Here is a 21,646-nt window from a genome sequence, read left to right on the forward strand (position 1 = left end):
TTAAAAAAAACGGACGGTCGGTAACGATCGCCCGTTTTTTTGCATTGAAGCTGGGCCGCTGCGTATCTTTGGTGCTTTACTCAAAATGAATTGCTGTGAACCCCGAACTACTGACTGAGCTAGTTACCTTCAAAATGCCTTTCGGCAAATACAAAGACCGGCTCATTGCCGATCTGCCCGAGCCTTACCTGCTCTGGTTTGTCCGTAACGGTTTTCCAAAAGGAAAGCTGGGAGTATTGCTCCAAACTATGTACGAGATCAAATTGAACGGATTGGAATACCTGCTAAAGCCATTAAGGCGGTCCTGAGTATCGCCGGAAAATTTATATTTTAAGCAATAGATATTTGTTTTTCTTTTTCATATATTTGAGCTAAACTAAACGTCAAAAACTATGAAAAAGAAAAAAGTTGCATTCAAGAAACTTTCGCTGTACAAAGAAACAGTTGTAGCACTCAATGAAACAGAAGAGCAAAAAGTAGTAGGCGGTTGCCAGCCTTCCGTTTCTTCACCCTGCCAGCAAACCTACCAGTGTCCTTCGGTGTATTTTGTTTGTTACGATACCCAGGCCACTTCCTGCCTGCAGACCAACCAGGTTTCCTTTTGTGTGCAGTGTACGCTTCCTTATGGTGGCTGCTAAGGTGGCCGCTTCTGCCGCAATAAATGGCGCTTGATCCGTTTCTGTTTTTAAACGATTGAAATTTTAACAGTCTAATTACCCACAGTATCATATTGTGGGTAATTTTTTATGTAGATGAGCCACAGTGGCTTATATTTACTTTATTGGCGCCGTAACAAATCAAATGCCTTCAAAAAGCATTTCATTGCGTACTTTTGCGCACCCATTTGAACTTTTCTTATCATAGATTGTCATCAATTGAATTGTTAATTATTTATCTATCAATATCTTGTAATGGCAAGTGATTTTTGTCATTCAAATTTATCTCCCTCTATGTGGCATCGCATCGCTGATTTTGTACTTCGTTTCCGCATTCTGTTGCTGGTTTTATTGTTTGCCGTTACCGGAGTTATGGGCTACTATGCTTCCAAGGTGGAACTGAGCTATGATTTCACCAACGCGATCCCTACCGACAATCCTAAGTATCAGGATTATCAGAGATTCAGGAACATGTTTGGCGAAGACGGTAATACCATGATGGTCGGTGTGCAGACAGCCGATCTTTTCAAGCCGGAAATATTCATGGATTATGTTGCCCTGTCGCGCGACATCGGTAAGGTTAAGTCAGTGGAGAATGTGCTGGGCATACCGGCAGCCGTCACCCTGGTGCAGGATAGCGTCAAAAAATTGAATGTGCTGCGGATATTTCCCGACAATCCCGATCCTGCTGCAATAGATAGCCTGGAAGGTCTGTTCAAAAGCCTGCCTTTCTACAAAGGTCTTTTGTACAACGATAAGACCAATGCTTATGTGATGGCCATCCGGATCAATAAACAGACCCTGGCTTCCAAAGACCGTACCCGTGTGATCAACGAGATCATAGCCCTGGGCGATGCCTTTGGCAAGAAGCACCGCCTGGAGGTACATTATTCCGGCTTGCCCCATATCCGTACGCAAATGGCCAACAAGGTGCAGCATGAACTGCGGGTATTCCTGATGCTGTCTTTTGCGCTTACAGCCGTTATTCTACTCATTTTCTTCCGTTCCATTCTCGCGGTGCTTACCTCGATGATCGTAGTGGCGATAGGCGTCATCTGGTCGTTCGGTACCCTGGCTTTACTGGGCTATAAGATCACGATCCTTACCGGGGTAATTCCCCCCCTTGTTGTGGTGATTGGTATTCCCAACTGCGTTTACTTCCTCAATAAGTACCATACCGAATATGCACAGCTGAACAGCAAAATTCCTTCGCTGCGCAATATGGTGGGTAAAATGGGTATCGTGACCTTGTTTACCAATCTTACTGCGGCCATCGGCTTCGGCGTCTTCTTCTTCACCAAAAGCGTGATCCTGAAAGAATTTGGCCTGGTATCGGGTATCAATATCCTGGGGCTTTTCTTTATATCCCTTGTGTTCATACCGGCCGTCTACAGTTTCCTGCCCGCGCCCAATACCCGCCATACAAGCTATCTCGAAAGCAAGTGGATGAACAAATTACTGGATTCGCTAAGCACGCTCGTATTCCACAACCGCCGCCTGCTGTACCTGTTTACCATAGCCATTTGCGGGGTATCTGTTATAGGTATGCTGCGGCTGAAAGCAGTAGGTCATATTGTCGACGACTTGCCGCACTCCGATAAGATTTATACCGACCTTAAATTCTTTGAAAAGAATTTCAAAGGTGTAATGCCACTGGAGATCATCGTCGATACCAAAAAGAAATTCGGCGCCCTCGGTTCGCTGGAGACCTGGGAAAAGCTTGACTCCCTTACCAATATGCTGGAAAGCCGCCCCGAGATCGGCGGCGGACTTACCCTGATCAAAGGAATAAAGTTTGCACGCCAGGGCTTCTCGGGTGGGGCAGTAGAGGAATACCGCTTGCCCGACCAGTTTGAGTTCAGCGCGTTGAAACCTTACCTTGTCAGCATGCTGCGTAAGCGGGACAACAACAATCCCAATCCCATGAGCAAGTTGCTGAATTCTTTTGTAGATACGAATATCCAGAATGTGCGGATCAGTGTGAACGTGGCCGATATTGGCTCGGTGGAGATGCCCAAGCTCCTCGACAAAATCAAGCCACAGGCCGAGCAGCTGTTCGATACCGCTCAGTACAAGCTTACGTTTACCGGTACCAGCATCACCTTCCTGGAAGGCAGCAAGTTTATCATCAATAGCCTTCGCGATAGTCTTATATGGGCTTTCGCCATGATCCTGGTATGTATGATCGTGCTGTTCCGCAACTGGCGTATTGTACTTATCGCCGTGGTAACGAATATCGTACCGCTGCTCATTACAGCCGGGATCATGGGCTGGCTGAATGTACCGCTGAAACCTTCCACCGTATTGGTGTTCAGCGTGGCCTTAGGTATCACAGTCGACGTGACCATCCGGTTCCTGGTCAACTTCAAGCAGGAGCTGGCCACGCATAATGAAGACATCGAGCAAACGGTCCGGCGCAGCATTCACGATACCGGTCTCAGCATCATCTTTACTTCGCTTATCCTGATGGCCGGCTTTGCTGTATTTGCCGTTTCTGAGTTTGACGGTACCAAATCATTGGGCTATCTTACTTCCCTCACCCTCTTCCTGGCCATGATCTTCAACCTTACGTTGCAGCCTGCATTGCTGCTGTGGATGGATAAGGCCAAAAAGAAAAAGGGTGATATCCGTGGCAAGAAGACGCTGTAGGATTCAGTTGTCATAATAGGATATCAAAAGGCTCCGGGGAATTTTTTCCGGAGCTTTTTTTACAGCTCAGGCTAAGGTTCCATTTCAGACCCGTCTTTAGTCTTTTTTTACGTATAGGATATTTTTGAAGATAGGCTATCTTTGCCAGGTAAAACATGCCTTATGAAAAAGATATTGACCCTTATCACTGTTGCGGCTGCAGCAGCCATCGTGCTGCCTTCCTGTAAAAAGGACTGGACCTGTGTTTGCACAGACTCGTCCAACAACAAAACTTATGAATTTCAGATCAATGATGCCCGTAAACCGGAAGCCAAGTTATCTTGTGAAGCCTTTACCTGGGGCGACAATTGTAAACTGAAGTAAACTGATATTGCCGATATCAGATGATAGATAAACAAAGGGGACGATGCGCATGAAGCATCGTCCCCTTTCTATTGACGGCAGAAGGATCAGGCAGAGCGTTCTACTTTTACCCTTCCAATGCGCAGCTTATCGATCGATAAGATCGTAAAATCAAAATTATTGTAGCTGATCCTTTCGTTCACGGTGGGGAATTTTCCCGATATTTCCAGAACCAGACCGGCAAGCGAATCGCTTTCTCCCCGTACCTCGTCGAAGGTATCGAAGGAAAGGCCCATGACGCGGCACATATCGTTGATCAGCATTTTGCCTTCGAAAATATAGTTATCGTCGTCGATCTTGCGATAGTTCATTTCCTCCTCGTCAAACTCATCGCGGATATCACCGATGATCTCTTCCATAATATCTTCAAGGGTGACGATACCGGATGTGCCGCCAAATTCGTCAACAACAATGGCGAAGTGGTTTCTCTTTTGCTGAAACTCGTGCAGCAGGTCCTCGATCAGCTTTTGCTGATGGATGAAGTAAGCCGGCCGGATGAGAGAATGCCAGTCAAAATCGTCGATCTCGGTATAAGGAAGAAAGTCTTTGGTATAGACCATGCCCACGATCTCATCTATATTGGCTTTGTACACGGGCATGCGGGAATAGCCCGCGGCCAGCATCTTTTCCCTTACCTTGGGGAAGGTCCAGCTTTCACGCATAGCGCTTATGTCGAGGCGGGGATGCATGATCTGCTTTACCGTGATGCTGCCAAATTTCATAATGCCTCTGAAAATGTCGACCTCTTCTTTGGTAGCGGTATGTCCCATGCTCAGCTCTACCGTTTCCTCAAACTCACGGCTATCCATATCGAGCAGCTTTTTGCGTGCTTTCTTTTTGTCGCTGTATTCGTTGGAGTCTGTCAACATGCTGGCTGCGGGACGGAATATGCTGAACATCACCCTTACGATGGGGGCCGCGAAGAGGGCCAGTCGCACGTTGTTCTGCCGGGCGTAGACTTTGGGCAATATCTCGCCGAAGAGCAGCAGCAGGAAGGTGATGCCTACCAGGTTGACCACAAAAGATAAATAAGGATTCTCCAGCGGGGGCAGGAAAATATGGGTCATATAATTGGCGGCAATAATGATCGCTACGGCAAGCGTATACTTGGAGGCCCTTAGTGTAGATAGCAATACATCGGGATCGTCCAGGAGCTGGATGGCCTGCCGGGATCCGGGCTGTTCCCTGGTCTTGAGGTAATTGATGTCTTTGACGGTGAGGGTAAAAAAAGCCACCTCAGCGCCGGCGGCTATAGCCGCCAGGAACAGCAATACCAGTATCAGGATAACAAATCCGGTAACATGGGTCGCAGGCAAAATTACCGGATCCAGGAAAATTGCTGAAAAGGATTCGTGCATAAGATTGGTGCAGTAGCTTGTGCCATAGCGCGGCAAATATATAAGATTGTGCCGTTAATGCGGCGACAACTTAAAAGGGAAGTGTAGTGTTTCCTTCGATATCGTTCTCATCTTTTGAAAATCCAAAATCAATATTGTCTGAAGCTGAAGAGGTTTTGACTGTTTCTTGCTGCGTATTGTCATGATCACCATCCCTTCGCTTTTCCAACATCACCAGGTTCTCACCTACGATCTCCGTCTGAAAGCGGCGGTTCTTGTCTTTGTCTTCCCAGGTCCTTGTCCGCAGCCGGCCTTCAATGTATACCAGGCTGCCTTTGTGCAGGTACTTACCGGCCAGTTCTGCCAGGCCCCTCCATAAAACAACCGTGTGCCATTCCGTCTCCGATACTACATTGCCATTTCTTTCCTTTCGCATTTCAGTGGTAGCCAGTGGGAATTTTGCAACCGGTATCTCGCCTTCGATATACTGTATGTCGGGGTCACGTCCCAGGTTTCCGACCAATGTTACTTTGTTGACACCTCTCATGTTAAATCAATTTATCTGTTATCAATGACCCTCGTTTTCAGGATGGGAATCTAAAAATACTTTTTTCTGTTAAAAAAAGAAAGAATTGTTTTTGGGAACGCATAATTCTTGAGGTGCTCATTGGGAACCCAAAGACCATTGGTCAGATGCCCGGGCTTGGCATCGACGGAAATGAGGTAGAAATCGCTAACGATCAGTTGATGCGTAAGCCGCTGACGGTTCCGGAACACGCTTTCGGCCGGCGCCGGATGGTAGGGTTGCAGCATAGCCCAGGTTTCCGTTTCCGTATAAGGGAGCGGCGACTCGATAAGAAGGAATTCGTAGAGGTTCTGCCATATGTCCTTGGCCTTACGCTGCTGCAGGTAAACCTCCTGGCCGGTATGTAAAACAAGATAATGCAGGTGCCGTTCCTTTATTTTTAGTTTTTTGGCCTTGACCGGAAGCTGGCTCACCATGTCCTTGTTCCGTGCAAAGCAATCTTGCGCCAATGGACAGGCGGTGCAGGCAGGCGCTTTGGGGGAGCATACCGAGGCGCCGAAATCCATGATCGCCTGGTTGAATGCCGCCGGTTGGCCGGCCGGCAACAGGCGGGTAGCCAACGCCTGGAATTCCTGCTTTCCGGCAGGGCTGTCGATAGGCGTATCGATGCCGAAATAACGGGACAGCACACGATACACATTGCCATCCAGCACAGCATAAGGCAGTCCGAAAGCAAAAGAGGCGATAGCAGCGGCTGTATAGCCTCCGATACCTTTCAGGGCCAGTATTTGCTCGTAAGTATCGGGAAAGCGGCCATCATATTCCCTGCTGATCATGCGCGCCGTGTGCAGCAGATTGCGGCAGCGGTTATAGTAGCCAAGGCCCTGCCACAGCCGGAATACCTCGTCTTCGGAGGCATTGGCCAGCAGGTGTACGTTAGGATACTTAGCGGTAAAGCGTTCGTAATAAGGTAGCGCCTGGTCGGCCCTGGTCTGCTGCAGGATCACCTCCGAGAGCCATATTTTGTAGGCATCCTGCTCCTGCTTCCAAGGGAGCACCCGGTTATTCTCTTCAAAATGCCATTGTAACAGGAGTTCTGTAAAAATGCGCTCGTTCGTTCTGCCAGTCATCAGTTCGGTGTAAAGTATAAATGGTTGCGGGCACAATCGGCTATTTTACCGTGGTGCATTTGGTTCCAGCCGGCAAACCTAAATAAAAGCAGGAAATATACTTCTAAGTATTTCCCGTTTGTACCTGTAGTCTAACGTATCTGGGTCGAGACTTGTTGATGGATTTTTGATGGGTGAAATAATTTATATAAGTTCGGCCTGGCTTAAAATCTGGACTTCAGTGAAACATAGCTTTATACCCTGGCTTGCGGAACCCCATTGGATAGGCATTGTCGCCGGCTTGTTCCTTTTTTCAACCCTTACGTGCAGCGCGCAGGATACCGCAATACATATCAATGGAGGGTTTGAACAACTAAATGCTGATAGCTTTCCTGGACGCTGGGAACGTTATGGAAAAGATTGCCGAGTGGTTGTTGATCAAAAGATCAGGCAAGAGGGCAGTGTATCCCTGTCGATCACCAAAGCAGGAGGAGAAGGTGATTACGCGGGAATCTCCTGTACCATTGCTCCGCTGTATGAAGGCGATACGCTTACGCTTACTGGATATCTGAGGTCGGAGAATGTAAGTGGGGGAGATGCGAGGTTATGGATGAGGGTTGATAATAAAGGCGGCGCCAGGGAATTCGATGACATGAGTGGACGGGGTGTTACAGGCAATACCGGCTGGACACAATACGAGATCAGGTTGCCTTACAATTCACGGAAAGCCGTCGCTATTAACCTGGGGGCTGAACTTACCGGCAGCGGGAAAATGTGGGTCGACCATCTGCAGCTGTATCTGGACAAACGACTGATTGAAAACGCCCCTCTTAAACGCGTTTTGAAGGCGGAGATATGGCAAGATACTACGGCTTTTCAAATGTCCGGGATAACCAACATCCCAACCGACAGGAAGCATGTCAGACTGCTTACGCAACTAGGTATGCTCTGGGGTTTTTTGAAATACTATCATCCGGCTATCGCCGAAGGTAATTTTAACTGGGATTCGGAGCTATTCAAAGTGCTGCCGGGCATCTTGCGGGCACCCGATGCTGCGGCAGCGTACAAAATCATGGAACAATGGGTCGATGGCCTGGGTCCGGTAGCATCTTGTAATGACTGTATTGGCAAGGCTGCTGCAACGCTAAAGGTTGATGCTGACTACGGCTACCTATTCATGCCAGGCTGTTTTCCAGCCTCTCTGGTCCGGAAGCTGGCCTTTATCCGTGACAATCATATCGTCGCCTCAAAACATTATTATGTCGATCAGGGAGACTATGTCAATAATCCGGTTTTTACGCATGAAGTGAATTATCTCGCAGAACCCTGTCCTGATGCCGGCTTGCGTTTGCTATCCCTGTACCGCTACTGGTCAATTATACAATATTTTTTCCCGAATCGACATCTTATAGGTAAAGACTGGAACGCCGTACTGGCCGATGAGATACGGACATTTGCACAGTCTTCCGATCTGGGCAGCTATACCTTAGCCTGTCTAAAGCTGATCGCCCGTATACATGATACCCATGCCAACATATGGGGAAAGAATCCTACACTGGATTCCCTGAAAGGAAAGATGATCCTGCCAATACGCACAACGTTCGTGGAAAATAAACTGGTTGTGATCGGATATTATGGCGATGCTGACGGCGTGAAGCAACAGGTAGCCGTAGGCGATATTGTCGAAAAGATCGACGGGGTCCCGGTTGCCCGGCTGGTGCAAAAGTACCTGCCTTATACTGCGGCGTCCAATTTCGGTACTCAGTTGTTTGCAATGAGTGCGGGTGGAGGCTTTCTTCTGAGAAGTAATGATAGTACGGCTATATTAAGCTTGCAGGGAAAGCAAGAGCGCAGGAAAGTAAAGGTAATGCGGCTTCCATATTCCGAAGCAATAAGAGCACAGGACAGGCCGCAGTATAGAGTGAAGACCAGTCATGAACTGCTACGGCCCGATATTGGTTATATATTTCCGGCACAACTTAGAAGTACAAGCATCGATACTATACGCAAAGCTTTGGGGCAAACCAAAGGGATTGTGATCGATCTACGTAGCTATCCGACAGCTCCTATGGCTTATAATTATGGCGCCTGGCTAAAACCATCAGCCTCTGTTTTTGCGAAATTTACGGGAGTGGATTTTGCACATCCCGGAGCCTTTTTGTACGGTGATTCAACCGCCAATGGCGGGGATGACAAAGAGACTTACAAAGGCCGTATCGCTATCCTGGTCAACTCCTATACTCAAAGCCAGGCAGAGTTTACCACTATGGCCCTTTCTACAGTGCCTGGCGCAGCCGTAATAGGCGAAACCAGCGCTGGTGCAGACGGGAACGTATCTGAAATACGATTGCCGGGTGGCATTTTTACACTGATTTCAGGGATCGGTGTTCTATACCCCGATGGGACAGAATCCCAACGCCTCGGTGTCAAGATAGATATCCCGGTCCACCCTACTATCGGGGGGATAAGAGCTGGCAGGGATGAATTGCTGGAACGGGCGTTATCTTATATTGACGATGGGCGATAATGAAAGCGGGGAATGCCAAACGGAGCCTTCCGGAGATAAGATATTTACCTTAACTTTACCCTTCATACTATTTTTGTTGATTTAAATCCTTAGCGGTGATGCAGAAAGGAAAGTTTTTCTATGTTCTTTTATTCTTATCCGTAATCCTGGCCGGACCGGCCGCTTTTGCCCACAAGGGGACGCCACCGCTATCGAAAGAAGACCAGGAAATGCTGGGGCGGCTGGAAGATTCGCTGGTAGTGCTGGCCGATTCCATGATACAGGCGCCCGTACCCGACGATCGTATCGATTTTTGTATCCGGTTTACGAAAAAGCTACGTGCAGCCTTTGAAACGCCGGGTTCTTTTGACTATCCTTTCTCACGCCTGGCAGGCAAGATCCATATTCTGAATGCCGACGATAAAAGTTTCCGCATCTTCAACTGGCTCGTCGCACCTTCGGAAAATGTGCGCCGTTACTACGGCGCCATACAAATGGCAGGCGAAACACAGGTTTTTTACCCGCTTAAGGACTTTTCGGCCAACCTGGACAAAGACGGGGCCACAACTACACTCAACAGCGATCACTGGTATGGCTGCGAATATTATAAGATCCTCAGCCAGAATATTGCCGGACAAAAGGTATACCTGCTCTTCGGCTTCAACTCCGCCGGTTTAAGCAGCAACAAAAAGCTGATCGACGTGCTCTCCTTCGACGCCCGTGGTCCCTTGTTTGGCGCACCGGTATTTGTAGTGCCCGACGATCGGGGGCAGCAATTGGTGCAGCTAAGCCGCCTGATCCTGGAGTATAAAAAAGATGCCCAGATCTATCTTAATTACGATGATGCCAAAAAGATGATCCTCTTCAGCCGTATCAGCTCCGAGATCGCCGACCCCAACCGCAAAAGCACTTTCATACCCACTGGGCAAATGGATGGCCTGCGGCTTGAAAACGACGTTTACCGCTATGTAAAAGACGCCATACCGGTATTGAAGCTCCAGGATGGACAGGCGCCCATCAACGGGGTAATGAACGGTGGTTAAATCTTCCGGCAGCGCATTCCCCTCCTCTTGAAAAACACAACCCAACCGTAACCGGCAGGATTTGATATCAACGCTATGACGAAAACATGGAAATTAAAACAAGTCGATGAAACGGTTGCTGCCCAAATAGAAAAAGATCTCCGGATCCATCCTGCACTGTGCCGGCTGCTGGCTTTAAGAGGCATTCTCGGCTACGACAGCGCTAAGGCGTTTTTTAGACCTTCGATGGCGCGCCTGCACGATCCTTTCCTGATGAAAGGCATGCCGGAGGCTGTAGCGCGGATTGAAAAGGCCATCGAACACAAGGAAAAGATCATGGTATATGGCGACTACGATGTCGATGGTACCACCGCTGTCGCTGTTGTTTATTCGTTCCTGAAAAAAAATAACCCTGACATTGATATCACTTACTATGTGCCGCACCGTTATCGCGAGGGATATGGCATTTCTTCGGCCGGGATCGACTTTGCGGCCACAGAAGGGGTGCAGCTGATGATCACGCTGGATTGCGGGATCAAATCGGCTGATAAAATAGCCTACGCGGCTACTCGCGGTATCGAAATTATTGTTTGTGATCACCATACACCCGACGAAGATCAGCTGCCCGCAGCAGTAGCGATCCTTAACCCTAAACAATCGGACTGTGCTTATCCTTACAAGGAGCTGAGTGGCTGTGGTATCGGTTACAAGCTTATTTGCGCGCTGGCCGCGCGGGCAGACCTCCCCGATGAGGCGACGGAGCGTTACCTGGACCTTGTGGCCACCAGCATTGCCGCCGATATCGTACCTATGGATGGTGAGAACCGTGTATTGGCCTACTACGGTATGGTCCGGGCCAACAATAACCCCTGCCTGGCGCTGCGGACCATCAAGGATATTGCGGGCATGAACCGCTCCTTCACCATATCCGATCTTGTTTTCATTGTGGCGCCAAGGATCAATGCCGCCGGCCGTATGGACGATGCGCGCAAAGCCATAGAGCTGTTTATCGAGGAGGATCCGCAACGTTCACGCGCATTGGCCGAGATTCTGCATGCCGATAATTTCGATCGTAAAGAGGTGGACAAAAGCATGACGGACGAGGCCCTTGGCATTCTGCAGCAGGATATTGCCATGGCGGGCAGCCGCTCGACTGTTCTGTTCCGCCCGCACTGGCATAAAGGAGTGGTGGGTATCGTAGCCTCCCGGCTTATCGATCATTATTACCGCCCCACCATCGTACTGACCGAATCGAATGGTAAGGTTACGGGTTCGGCCCGGTCGGTAACTGGTTTTAATATCTATGAAGCGATCCACCAATGCGGCGATCTGCTGGAAAATTACGGCGGGCACTATTTCGCTGCGGGCATGACCCTGCAACCTGAGAACCTGGAAGCCTTTAGCCGGCGGTTTGAGCAGGTGGTCAGCGAAACGATCCTGCCAGGCTCGCTGCAGCCGGAGATCGAGATAGACGCAGAAGTGCGGCTCAAAGACATTACACCGGGCCTTTACAATATCATAAGCCAGTTTGAGCCCTTCGGACCAACCAATCTGCGCCCGGTATTCCTGAGCCGCTGCGTAGCAGATCATAAGGGCTATAGCCGTGTGGTAAAGGAGATGCATATCCGCTTTGTGGTGAGCCAGGGGCCCGATTGTGTGCTTTCCGGCATCGGCTTTGGAATGGCTGGTAAATTTGATGTGGTAGCTTCGGGTCAGCCCTTCGATATCATCTACACGGTAGATGAGAATGACTGGAACGGGAACAAGAGTATACAGATGAAGGTGATTGACATCAGGCCTTCGGAATTATAGCAACAGAAACGGAATCCATGAATGTAAAAATAGACCCCAGCTGGGCCAGGGTATTGGCCCCTGAATTTGAAAAAGACTATTTTAAGGGTATTGCCCATTTCCTGAAGGAGGAAAAGGCGGCGGGTAAGATCATCTATCCTCCGGGCCCCGAGATATTTAGCGCCTTTAGCCTTACGCCTTTCGACAATGTAAAGGCAGTGCTGCTAGGACAGGATCCCTACCATGGGGCCGGGCAGGCGCACGGGCTATGCTTTTCGGTACGCAAAGGCGTTACGGTGCCGCCATCGCTCGTAAATATGTACAAAGAGTTGAAGGCCGATCTCGATATCGACCCACCGGGACATGGTTTCCTGGAGCATTGGGCACAACAGGGTCTGCTGATGCTGAACGCCTCACTTACGGTGGAAGCCGGCAAGCCTATGTCGCACAGCAAAATAGGCTGGGAGCAATTTACCGATGCCGTGATCCGCAAAGTCTCGGAAGAAAAAGAAGGAGTGGTATTCCTGCTTTGGGGCAAGTTTGCCCAGCAAAAAGAAGCGCTGGTGGATACCAGCAAACACTTCGTGCTCAAAGCGGCGCATCCCTCGCCCTTCTCTGCTACGGCCGGCTTTTTTGGGTCCAGGCCTTTTAGCAAGACCAATAAGCTGCTGGAGCAACAAGGGAAGCAGCCCATAGACTGGCGGCTGGAACCCTGACGCCTTATGCCTGGTACTTGTGAGCGCCGGGCGTGTATTAAACTATACGGAAAATGGAAAATGAAAAGCTGAGAATTGACAAATACCTCTGGTCAATCAGGGTATTCAAAACAAGAGGCCAGGCTTCAGACGCCTGCGACAGCGGACGAGTAAAAATGAATGGTACTTCGGTGAAGGCCTCGAAACATGTTCATGTAGGCGAAGAATATGAGATCAGGGCGCAGGAGCGCAAATGGGTGATTGAGGTTACCGGCCTGCTACATACGCGGAAAGCCTATTCGGAAGCACAACAGTTTTACAAGGACCTTACGCCGCCCGAAGACCTGGATTCGGGGGGTAGCCAGGGTTCCAGCTTCTATACCGGTAAGCGGCAGAGCAAGGTAGGAAGACCGACCAAAGTACAGCGCAGGGACCTCGACCAATTCCTTGACAAGTAAAAAAAAGGATTCATATCCCAACTTTTTATCAGGAAAATACTATCTTGGTGATTGAATCTGCCACAATAATTAAGCGTAAAAAAACGGTGGTATAAGCACAATAAACATGAAGAAAAATTTATTCACGGGGCTGACGGCGACATTGATGATGCTGACCTTCGCCCAAAGCTACGGAAGCGATCAATACTGGCGCAAATTCGACGGAAAGACCGCTCCTTCACGCCTGCCGATGGCAGTTGCCCCCAAGGAGTACACGATTTTTACGCTCAACCAGGATGGCATGCACCAGTTCTTGTTCGGGCTGGGGGACAGCTATGAGCTGGGCAGGCAGATTCAACTACCCGATCCCGGCAATACCTCGCGGAGCTTCCGTGTATGGAAAACGCCGGCCATGGAGCAAGGCCTGGCCGACCGTTATCCTGACATACAGACCTTTACCGCCGAAGCAGTTGATGATCCTAATGTAACGGCAAAGCTGGAGTGGACCCTCTTCGGGTTTACAGGCTATGTGTTCGACGGCGACAATGCCTATATAATCGATCCGTATAGCAACGCAGCCGACGGTTACTATATCGTTTTCCGGGAGAAAGATTATACCCCCACGGGTGTACCCAGCGCGCCTTGTCGCGTAGGTCAGGCCTTCGGGCCATCCGACCAGGGTACTCCGGTAATTGTGGGTGGCCACGATGAGGGCAAGATCGTAGCCCGGACCAATGGAAGCGTAAAACGTTTCTATCGCCTGGCGATGTCCTGTACCGGTGAATATGCATTGAGCGCCGTAGGACCTACAGCCACGGTGCCGCAGGTGCTTAGTAAGATCATCACTACCGTCAACCGCGTCAACGGGTTTTATGAAAGGGAACTGTCCGTATCGATGAAGCTGGTATCTACCAACGACCAGGTGCTGTATGTGGACCCGACCACAGATCCATATAATTGTAACACTGCGTTAAACTGCCTGATCGGCGAGGCGCAGAATAATATTACCAATGTGATTGGCGCTGCCAATTTCGATATCGGTCATATCGTGTGTACGGCAGGCGGTGGCCTGGCGCAACTGGCTGCTGTATGTGGCGGCGGCAAGGCCAGCGGTACCAGCACCTCTTCCGGCCCCGACGATATCCATGTTATCCTTCACGAAATGGGACACCAGTATGGTTCCAATCATACTTTCAGCGCGGGTACAGGGTCCTGTTCCGGCAATGGTAATGCCACTACTGCCTATGAGCCTGGTGCAGGTAATTCCGTAATGTCTTATTCCGGTGGCTGCACGCCCAACAATACCGGCTCCGGCGCCGATTATTTCCATGTAAGCAGCTTCAACGAGATCAACACCTTCCTGGTTGCACAGGGATCCACTTGTGGTGAGCGGCAGAATGCGCTGGTACCAGTGGTATCGCTGCCTGCTGTTGTAGATAGCTACAGTATTCCGGGGAATACTCCTTTTGAGCTGCTGGCGCCCATCGCTACAGCGCCTTACTCTTCAGAACGCATCCGTTATTCCTGGGAGCAGTACGATCTGGGTAACTTCGAGGGTACTGAATCGGCCAACGGTAATGCCACAGATGGCCCTATTATGCGCTCATTTGCCCCCGATACTTCAAGACTGAGGACTTACCCGAGCATGGCCAACATACTGTCCGGAGCTTATACAGCAGCCGGAGAGCGTCTGCCCCGCGTTGAAAGGACCGTACGCTTCAAGCTTACCGCCCGCAACGTATTCCAGGGCTGGGGTACCTTCAATTTCATTGATAGCGTTTTAAGACTTAAAGTGGCCGGAGGCGCCAGCGACTTCAGGGTGACTTCGCCCAGTTCGGATGTGAGCTGGCCTCCCGGTGAGAAAGTGGAAGTGACCTGGTCGGTAGCGGGCACCGATGCCGATCCTGTCAAATGCAAAGAGGTGAATATCTATCTTTCCCTGGACAATGGTGCGACCTTCCCCTATCAGCTGGCCGCAAATGTTCCCAATAACGGAAGCTATAAGGTGAAGGCGCCCAATCTGAAGACAGAAGCCGGACGGGTGAAGGTAAAAGGCGCTGGTAATGTATTTTTCGATGTGGGGCAGGGGTTGATCGCCATCGACGGCGATCCTAATGGTATCGAGGAAGTCCAGCTGGCCGAAAGCCTTGCCTTCTATCCCAATCCTGCTACAGATAAGATCCATGTGCTGACCAAGAAGCAAAATGGCAATGCATTAAAAGCGGTAATGTACAATGCCGTAGGGCAGCGTGTATGGGACGGTACCATCCAAGGCCGTACGGAGATCAATACCGGTGGCTTTGCGCGCGGCAACTACCTGATCCAGGTGCTGGATGAACATACCGGCGCCCGTACAACACACAAGGTTGCATTGCAATAAAGGAACAAACATTTTTACCGGAAGGGGCTGTCCAAAAAGTAAGGACAGCCCCTTTTGTATTCGGAAGCGTTATGGAGACCATTAAACATTTATACAATGCTCAGAGGCTCCGTTGGTTTTTTAGCTACCTGTTTTTTTTATCCGGAGAAGGGCGCGGCTCAGGCCATAATCCTTCAATCCTGAATATTCCCGCTTCAGCGTGTGGTTTTCCGGCGTAGGACCTGTTGATGAGGATTGGGCTATTTGACTCGTTACCTTGCATGCAAATCATACTAACCAATTAACCTCATTACAACCAGATTTTATGAAGCAAAAGCTATTTTTACTGGCTGCTATGCTGCTGACCGTAGGCGCGGCAAAGGCGGCTACCGTTACGATCAGTGCGGCAGGCCTGGTCTTTAACCCGGCCAATGTAACCATCACGCTGGGCGACACCCTTAAGTTTGTCTATGCAAGCGGTATGGATCATACCACTACCAGCACTACCATTCCCTCGGGAGCGGCACCCTGGAACGCCCCGCTCACACCGTCAAGCAACACCTTTATTTACGTACCATCAGTGGCCGGCAATTATGCTTATGTATGTACGCCGCATGCGTCCTTAGGTATGGTGGGAACATTTACGGTTAATGCACCTGCCGGTATCGCCGACAGAGAGATCGTTAGTGCACTTTTCGATATCTATCCCAATCCTGCCAGTAATGTGCTTCAGGTAGCGCAAAAGAGCACTACCAGACCGGCAATCGTTACCGTTACAGATGTTAACGGACGGCAGTTGCTGCAAGCCACGACCAATGGCGGAACTGCACGCCTCGACGTGAGCGCCCTGGTGAAAGGCCTTTATTTTGTGAACATCAACCAGGACGGCAAACACTACGTTAGTAAGTTTACCGTTGATCGATAAGAAGTTGTACGTTGATTTGTTTGTTTAGGGAAGAAAAGCCATCTAATTCGGATGGCTTTCTTATATTTAAGCATCAAATTCCGTATGAACCGATCAGCTATACTGCGTATTTTAAGCTGCCTTATGCTATGCCTGCCCCTGGCCGGCTATGGTCAGACCGATATTTATGAGGTAAAGGCCGGGGAGATCCATTTCTTTTCCGAAGCGCCCAAAGAGTTGATCAGCGCTTCATCCAAAAAGCTGAAAGGATTTCTCGACCTGCGCCACAAAACATTTGCCTTCAAGCTCGATATTTCTTCTTTTGTAGGATTCAACAATCCTTTGCAACGGGGACATTTCAACGAAAACTATATGGAGAGCAATGTTTATCCGGCAGCTACTTTCAAAGGCAAGATCATCGAGGATGTCGATTTTGAAAAAGAAGGTAGTGCTGAGGTCAGGGCCAAGGGTAAGCTGATGATCCATGGTGTGGAACAGGAACGAATTATCAAAGTACAGCTCACCGTAAAAAAGGCCCGGATATTGGCCAAAAGCGATTTTGCCGTGTTGCTGACCGACCATAACATTAAAATTCCCAGGGTAGTGAATGACAAGCTATCCCCCGAGATAAAAGTGGCTGTAGAGGCCATACTGCAACCTCAAGTGAAATGACCATTACCCGAGTCCTGCTCTTGTTGACCTTATGCTGTGCTGCCCTGGCAGCAACAGCGCAGCGTCCTTTTATGCAGGACATCTGGCTCAATGAGAACCGGACGCCGCTTAAAGCCAACGTATTGCTGATCGACGACAGGGGCTATCTGCTGGTAGGAACCGGACAAGGGCTGTTTCGCTATAATGGTACGACCTTTAAGTCCACCAAAAGCAGGATGCAGGCTCCGGTAACGGCGCTGGCTCACGACAAAGGCAAAGTATGGGTAGGCTATAAGGATGGACGCATCGGCTACCTGGCTACCTATGATTCCATAGCTGAATATCTTCCGCAGCAATACAAACCCGAAGCTGCCGTTACGGACATTTGCCCCCGCGGGGACGGAAGTCTTTGGTTGGGTACGGAAGCGGGTCTTGTTCATATACAACAAGGAAAGGCCAGCCTGCTCGGGAGAAGCGCCGGCCTCAGCGACGATTTTGTTTACCAGCTGGTATTCCGGGACGAGCAGCATTTGCTGGTGGGTACCGATCAGGGGATCAATACCCTTAGCTTCGAAGGCGGGGCGCCCAGGATCAGGACCTATTCTTCCGATCAAGGATTGCAGGACAATATCGTAAGGGTGATCGCCGCTACAGGAGAGGCAGGGCAATATTGGATTGGTGCACAACAGGGTGGTCTGTCTTTGTTCGACAGCAAAGCGGCGCAGTGCCGCAGGCTTAAAGTGGCCGGCGGCTGGCAATGGGGCCAGGTAAACGATATTCTTCCGGTACCCGGCAAGCGCCTTTGGGTTGCTACCGATGAGGGCTATCTGCTGGAGCTTACCAGGTTGGGAAACGACTCGGCGCGGGTCAATTCCTTTGCACATCCTGATAAAAAGATCAACGATCTTGTATTGGATAAATCAGGTAACATCTGGTGCGCGACAACAAAGGGCATCAGCCTGGTTACAGCCGAGTTCCTGGATTATTTTTCCCTCAGTACGCCTTATAGTCTTACCGAGGTCTCCGCTATGTGCTGCGACCGGGACAACCTGCTGTGGCTGGCATTGAAAAATGACCTGTATTGCATCGATCTGGGCGATGAGATCAAAATGCCGCGAAAAGTATTTCATGCCATTGAGCCGGTTAGCGCCTTGTTCTGCGATCGCGATAATACTTTGTGGATGGGAACTTCGGGCGACGGCCTCTGGCGTAAAGAGGGCGGCAGCGAAAGTTTTGAAAAGGTGCCGGTTGAGCCAGGTACGGAAAATGTGCTGAGCATTGCCATATCGGATAAAACCCTGTGGGTATCGGGCCTGAATGGTGTGCGGGAATTTGAAATGCTTCCCGGAGGGCTGCGCCCCGTGCGCACACACGATAAGATAGCCGGGATCGGCAGCGACTATATCTACCAGCTTTATCCCGACAGCCGTCAGCGCCTGTGGATGGCTACCGATGGCGCCGGCGTATGCCTGTTGCACAACGGGGAATACCAGCATTGGAACATATTCAAAAGCGCCAACAGTACGGTGGCCTATACCCTTACAGAGGACGCCGCGGGCGCCATATGGGCAGGGACCCTGTACAAAGACTTGTTCCGGTACACCGGTGGGCAATGGGAAAACATCAGGAGAAAGGAGGTGCAGGATATCGATGTGAATCTGTCGACCGTTAATGCCAATGCTACAGGGCAGGTGATAGCCGTTTACCAGCGTTGCATCGATCTCTGGTACCCCGGTAGCCGCTTCTTCAGGCATTTCAACAGCCGGCACGGGATGGGAATGGACAGCACCTCGCGTGTGCTCAATTGCAGCGCCAGGGATACCGCCGGCAATGTTTATGTTCCATTCGAAAAAGGAATGCTGGTCTTCAAGAACCAAAGTACAGTGTATGATATACGACCGGATGTACATATTCTCCGGGTCAGCAATAACCTGAAAGCCGTTCCTGAAGGACAAACGGCTTTCGGCCCTGATGAGAATTACCTGAGCTTTTATTTCGACGGCATCAGCTATACCAATCCCGAGCGGCTCAACTACCGTTTCCGCCTCGAAGGCTATAGCGACAACTGGGTGTATACCAACGATCCGGTAGCCACTTTTCCCAAATTACCCTCCGGCACATTTACTTTCAGAGTAGAGGCTTCGCTCAACGGTGGTTTTGACAATGCCAGCGAGGCGGCCTATACATTTACCATCGCTGCACCATTATGGCGGCGCCCCTGGTTCCTGGTGATCGCCGGCATTACGCTGATCGCTGTCGTGTATGCATTGATCCGTTTCCGTGACCGTAAAATGCAACGCCTTGCCTTGCTTGAGCAGGAGCGGATCCTGTTTGATTACGAGCATCTGAAGGGACAGGTCAATCCTCATTTCCTGTTCAATAGCCTGAATACCCTGACCAATCTTATCGAAGAAAGCCCGGAGAGCGCCGTGCGCTATACCGAGCAATTGTCGGATCTGTATCGTAATATGCTCACCTACCACAACAGAGAGCTGATTACCCTTGGCGAAGAGCTACGGCTGCTGTCGGCCTATCTCTACATACAGGAAAGCCGCTTTGGCCAGGCATTGCAGTTCCGGCAGGAAATTCCGGAAGCACTGAAGACCCGGCGGAAGATACCGCCTATGGCGCTGCAACTGTTGGTAGAGAATGCGATCAAGCACAACGTCGTGTCGGCATCGCTCCCGCTTGTTGTCGAGATAAGCGCTACGGAGGACGAGCTGACGGTAAGAAACGAGATACATCCCAAGATCAAGAAAGAGCCGCAATCGGGCATAGGCCTTGCCAATATCAGTAACCGTTATACCCTGCTTACCCAGAAAAAGGTATATTTCGGCCAGGAGGGCAACTATTGGATCGTCCGGCTGCCCTTGCTGTAGAAAAAGCTGTAGCTTTAAGGTACAGGATATGAGAATATTAATCATAGAAGATGAAGTGCCCGCCTACAGCCGGCTCAGCAAGCTGATCCAGGAGATGGCGCCACTTGCAGATATTGCGGAGCAGCTGGACAGTGTTGCCGCTACCCGTAGCTGGCTGGCCGTCAATAGTGTGCCCGATGTAGTCTTTATGGATATTCACCTGGCCGACGGCTCGGCCTTCGATCTGATGGAGAGCGTAAGGCTGGACTGTCCTATCATCTTTACCACAGCCTACGACCAGTATGCTATCGACGCCTTCAGGGTATCCAGCGTCGATTACCTGCTGAAGCCCGTCAAGAGGGAAGATCTGCAACGGGCATTTGCCAAGCTGAAACAGTTCAGGGATATGTTTAAGACGGGGTCGCCGCAGGCTGTTGCGGCTGCGCCCGGAAGCCGGCAGGAATACAAGAAGCGTTTCCTCATCCGTTTTGGTGAGCATATCAAAACCCTGAACGTAGAAGAAATATCTTATTTCTTCAGCGAGAACAGGGCAACCTTCGCCCGCAACCACGATGGGCGCAATCTTCCCGTCGACTACAACCTGGATGCGCTTGAGGCAATGCTTGATCCCTCCCGTTTTTTTCGTATCAACCGCCAGTTTCTCATCAGCCTCGAAGCGATCTCTGAGATGAAGACCTATTCCAAGGCCAGGGTGATCGTGACCCTTAAGCCACAGGCTACCGAGCAACCGGTAGTCAGCTCCGAGCGCTCGGCCCACTTTAAGCAATGGCTCGCCGGAGAGCTGTAAACCGTCGCCGGATTCCCGCTTCGTTACTCCTTTTTCCCGGTTCATAGTATTACGCTTTTCTCCGGCAAAGCGATCGGATACATTTGTTTTCTGATCGCTTGCCTATGAAAAAGATCCTCATTGTCCTCTTGATCCTTGTGGCGGCCGGCGTGGGCGCCGGTCTCTACCTGTGGAACAAGCCGCATGAGAAAGCGGAAGACCGGCAGGCTATGGCAGTGACCGCAGGGGTTTTGTCTGAAGCGTTTGCCGGTAACGAGCAAAAAGCCAACGCTGCCTATCTGAACCAGGTGCTCGCAGTAAGCGGAACGGTAAGCGAGGTAAGCAGGAACCAGGATGGCAATACGGTGATCGTATTGGCAGGCAGCGACCCGTTGTCGGGGGTGCAATGCACCATGCGGGAAGACGGTGTAAAGGCATCTGTTGGCGATAAAATGACGATTAAAGGATTCTGCAACGGCTATACCCTGGTGGTGCTGCTTAGTGATTGTATTGTACCCTAAACCCCTTGAAGCAATGAATAGAAAGATCATGACCGGATTGGCCTTCCTGACCCTGGCCCTGGCGCTGGGATGTACGCACAGCCCATCGCCCCAGCCCGCCAACCCAGATCCCGGCCAACCTCCCGCAGGGCCCGGGCCCGCTGCCGATCCCGAGAATCCAAGCTTTAAGACGGATATCCTGCCGATATTCCTTACCTATTGCAGTGGCTGCCACAACCAGACCACCAATAACGAAGGCTTTATTTTTATAAGCTACGAAACCATCACGGCCAAGAAATTTACGCCGGGCAATCCCGGTGATACCAAACTATACGATGCCATTACCGACGACGATGAGGAAGACCGCATGCCCAAAACGCCCAATCCGCGGCTGTCGCCCGAACGTATAACGCTGATCCGGAACTGGATCCGGAATGGTGCACCCAACAACTGATCT

19 protein-coding genes are annotated in these 21,646 nt (G+C 50.4%); 16 read left to right on the forward strand and 3 right to left on the reverse strand.

The genetic code is table 11. The features are described 5' to 3' along the window. Positions 1–95: 95 nt before the first annotated feature. The 4 genes from DZK30_RS00470 (at position 96) to DZK30_RS00485 (ending at position 3,668) form a co-directional block, all read left to right on the forward strand. A complete protein-coding gene (locus tag DZK30_RS00470) occupies positions 96–308 on the forward strand; it encodes a DUF3820 family protein (protein ID WP_118972123.1) in 213 nt (70 codons plus the stop codon). 84 nt (positions 309–392) lie between these two features. Further along, positions 393–638 carry a class I lanthipeptide gene (locus tag DZK30_RS00475; protein WP_118972124.1) on the forward strand — a complete coding sequence of 82 codons (246 nt, stop codon included), beginning with the start codon at positions 393–395 and terminating at the stop codon, positions 636–638. Between the two features lie 312 nt (positions 639–950). Beyond that, positions 951–3,305 carry an efflux RND transporter permease subunit gene (locus DZK30_RS00480; protein ID WP_118972125.1) on the forward strand — a complete coding sequence of 785 codons (2,355 nt, stop codon included), beginning with the start codon at positions 951–953 and terminating at the stop codon, positions 3,303–3,305. Between the two features lie 162 nt (positions 3,306–3,467). Beyond that, positions 3,468–3,668, forward strand: a complete 201-nt coding sequence (locus tag DZK30_RS00485; RefSeq protein WP_118972126.1) for a hypothetical protein — start codon at positions 3,468–3,470, stop codon at positions 3,666–3,668. A gap of 86 nt (positions 3,669–3,754) precedes the next feature. Here the strand turns inward: DZK30_RS00485 and gldE are convergent, their stop codons facing one another. The 3 genes from gldE to mutY all read right to left on the reverse strand — a co-directional run bounded on the left by gldE (position 3,755) and on the right by mutY (position 6,700). Beyond that, positions 3,755–5,065, reverse strand: coding sequence for a gliding motility-associated protein GldE (gene gldE / locus DZK30_RS00490; protein ID WP_118972127.1), 1,311 nt, complete (start codon positions 5,063–5,065; stop codon positions 3,755–3,757). 70 nt (positions 5,066–5,135) lie between these two features. Next, positions 5,136–5,591: a single-stranded DNA-binding protein gene (locus DZK30_RS00495; RefSeq protein WP_118972128.1), complete on the reverse strand. Its 456-nt coding sequence runs from the start codon at positions 5,589–5,591 to the stop codon at positions 5,136–5,138. A gap of 50 nt (positions 5,592–5,641) precedes the next feature. Next, complete coding sequence (mutY, locus tag DZK30_RS00500; protein ID WP_118972129.1) at positions 5,642–6,700, reverse strand: A/G-specific adenine glycosylase; 1,059 nt, start codon at positions 6,698–6,700, stop codon at positions 5,642–5,644. A gap of 406 nt (positions 6,701–7,106) precedes the next feature. On the opposite strand from mutY, the gene DZK30_RS00505 reads away from it, so the two are divergent. The 12 genes from DZK30_RS00505 (at position 7,107) to DZK30_RS00560 (ending at position 21,643) form a co-directional block, all read left to right on the forward strand. Continuing rightward, positions 7,107–9,206: a S41 family peptidase gene (locus tag DZK30_RS00505; RefSeq protein ID WP_205529337.1), complete on the forward strand. Its 2,100-nt coding sequence runs from the start codon at positions 7,107–7,109 to the stop codon at positions 9,204–9,206. Positions 9,207–9,304: 98 nt separating this feature from the next. Next, positions 9,305–10,228, forward strand: coding sequence for a hypothetical protein (locus DZK30_RS00510; RefSeq protein ID WP_118972131.1), 924 nt, complete (start codon positions 9,305–9,307; stop codon positions 10,226–10,228). A 75-nt stretch (positions 10,229–10,303) separates the two neighbouring features. After that, positions 10,304–12,019, forward strand: a complete 1,716-nt coding sequence (recJ, locus tag DZK30_RS00515) for a single-stranded-DNA-specific exonuclease RecJ (protein WP_118972132.1) — start codon at positions 10,304–10,306, stop codon at positions 12,017–12,019. A 17-nt stretch (positions 12,020–12,036) separates the two neighbouring features. Beyond that, positions 12,037–12,714 (forward strand): uracil-DNA glycosylase, encoded by a 678-nt coding sequence (ung, locus tag DZK30_RS00520; RefSeq protein WP_118972133.1) that lies wholly within the window; start codon positions 12,037–12,039, stop codon positions 12,712–12,714. A gap of 53 nt (positions 12,715–12,767) precedes the next feature. Beyond that, positions 12,768–13,151, forward strand: a complete 384-nt coding sequence (locus DZK30_RS00525; protein ID WP_118972134.1) for an RNA-binding S4 domain-containing protein — start codon at positions 12,768–12,770, stop codon at positions 13,149–13,151. 106 nt (positions 13,152–13,257) lie between these two features. Then, entirely contained in the window at positions 13,258–15,510 is a 2,253-nt protein-coding gene (locus tag DZK30_RS00530; protein ID WP_118972135.1) for a reprolysin-like metallopeptidase, read from the forward strand. Between the two features lie 304 nt (positions 15,511–15,814). Further along, positions 15,815–16,414, forward strand: coding sequence for a T9SS type A sorting domain-containing protein (locus DZK30_RS00535; protein ID WP_118972136.1), 600 nt, complete (start codon positions 15,815–15,817; stop codon positions 16,412–16,414). An 84-nt stretch (positions 16,415–16,498) separates the two neighbouring features. After that, positions 16,499–17,065 carry a YceI family protein gene (locus DZK30_RS00540; RefSeq protein WP_205529338.1) on the forward strand — a complete coding sequence of 189 codons (567 nt, stop codon included), beginning with the start codon at positions 16,499–16,501 and terminating at the stop codon, positions 17,063–17,065. Beyond that, entirely contained in the window at positions 17,062–19,923 is a 2,862-nt protein-coding gene (locus tag DZK30_RS00545; RefSeq protein ID WP_118972137.1) for a sensor histidine kinase, read from the forward strand. Before DZK30_RS00540 ends, DZK30_RS00545 begins: the two co-directional genes overlap by 4 nt. A gap of 28 nt (positions 19,924–19,951) precedes the next feature. Then, positions 19,952–20,710, forward strand: a complete 759-nt coding sequence (locus tag DZK30_RS00550; protein WP_118972138.1) for a LytR/AlgR family response regulator transcription factor — start codon at positions 19,952–19,954, stop codon at positions 20,708–20,710. Between the two features lie 104 nt (positions 20,711–20,814). Beyond that, on the forward strand, positions 20,815–21,210 hold the full coding sequence (locus tag DZK30_RS00555) for an OB-fold protein (protein ID WP_118972139.1): 396 nt from the start codon (positions 20,815–20,817) through the stop codon (positions 21,208–21,210). A gap of 13 nt (positions 21,211–21,223) precedes the next feature. Next, positions 21,224–21,643, forward strand: coding sequence for a c-type cytochrome domain-containing protein (locus DZK30_RS00560; RefSeq protein WP_118972140.1), 420 nt, complete (start codon positions 21,224–21,226; stop codon positions 21,641–21,643). Positions 21,644–21,646 lie beyond the last annotated feature (3 nt).

This window comes from Taibaiella koreensis (genome assembly GCF_003545715.1).
Lineage (GTDB): Bacteria > Bacteroidota > Bacteroidia > Chitinophagales > Chitinophagaceae > Taibaiella > Taibaiella koreensis.